Annotated in this window: 2 protein-coding genes; both read left to right on the top strand. The window is 54.9% G+C overall.

All coding sequences use genetic code 11. The annotated features are described in order from the left end of the window. Nucleotides 1-68 precede the first annotated feature (68 nt). Nucleotides 69-371, top strand: coding sequence for a transposase (locus G7026_RS22470; protein WP_181073268.1), 303 nt, complete (start codon nt 69-71; stop codon nt 369-371). Next, nucleotides 368-1,231 carry an IS3 family transposase gene (locus G7026_RS22465; protein WP_181073267.1) on the top strand — a complete coding sequence of 288 codons (864 nt, stop codon included), beginning with the start codon at nt 368-370 and terminating at the stop codon, nt 1,229-1,231. The genes G7026_RS22470 and G7026_RS22465 overlap by 4 nt, the downstream gene beginning before the upstream one ends. Nucleotides 1,232-1,275 lie beyond the last annotated feature (44 nt).

The following is a 1,275-nucleotide window of genomic DNA, read 5'->3' as shown; positions in this document are numbered from 1 at the left end:
ATCTGAACTGACCCTGATTTTACGGACACCTCGAATGTGACTATACCGTCAGAGAGGAAGGTGTCCCCATGACAGACAAACGTACTTACCAGTGCTACAGCCCCGAGTTTAAGCGAGAGGCCGTCCGCCAGCTGGCCGACACGGATAAGTCCTGCACACAGCTTGCGCGCGAGCTCGGCATTCGTGTCAGCCAGCTCTACAAGTGGAAGCAGCAGATTGACCAGAACCAGGCCAATGCCTTTCCTGGCTCTGGCCGCCAGGCTGAACCAGAGAGTGAGGTGGCTCAGCTGAAGCGCGAGCTAGAGCGGTTGCGTGAAGAGAATGAAATCCTAAAAAAGGCGGCTGCGTACTTTGCCAAGAGCCTCGTGTGAAGTACGCCTTCGTCCGCGATCATGCTGCACAGTATCCGATCCGCAGGCTTTGCCGAACGATTGGAGCTTCGCCAAGCGGATACTACGCGTGGCGTAACAGAGCAGAGTCTCGTCGCTCCAAAGCAAACCGCATGTTGCTAAGCCAGATTGAGGCCGCTCATCTCAATAGCCGCCAAACGTATGGACCTAACCGGATTTATCGGGAGCTGCGTAGCCAAGGCAATACCGCAGGCCTCAACCGCATAGCCCGTTTGAAGCGGGAGGCGGGCCTCAAAACAAGACAAGCACTGGTATGGCAGCAGGCTGGCCGCGGACGAACCTTTGAGCACATCGTTGAGCATCGACTGCTGAGGCGCTTCTACGCGGACCGACCAAATGAGCGCTGGGTAGCGGACATCACGTTTATCCCGACAGCTCAAGGATGGCTGTATCTATCTGTGATTATGGATCTCTACTCCCGGCTGATCGTCGGCTGGGCAATGGATAGAAAGCCCAGTCAGGAATTGGCAACGTTGGCACTCGAAATGGGCCTGGGAAGGCGTGCCAAGCCGATTGGATTGCTGCTGCACACCGATCAAGGTGTGCAGTACAGAACGGCTCGCTATCAGGCATTGCTAGCTCAAAACAATATCCAACCGAGCATGAGCCGTAAGGGCAATTGTCATGACAACGCAGCGATGGAGAGCTTCTTCCATACCCTGAAAACCGAGCATGTACGTCACCAGAAGTACCGTACCTTCGACGAAGCTCGGCAAAGCTTGTTCGACTACATCGAGGTGTTTTACAACCGGCAGCGACGGCATTCATATCTGGCGTACATGACGCCATTCGAATTTGAAAGCCTACACGCTGTCTCTTAGGCCGGTGTCCGTGAAACCGGGGGTAGTTCAATCTGTCCCCTTTT

It is taken from the genome of Stutzerimonas azotifigens, assembly GCF_013522725.1.
Lineage (GTDB): Bacteria > Pseudomonadota > Gammaproteobacteria > Pseudomonadales > Pseudomonadaceae > Stutzerimonas > Stutzerimonas azotifigens_A.
The sequence above is the reverse complement of the archived record's forward strand: the minus strand, read 5'-3'. Positions and strand labels throughout refer to the sequence as shown.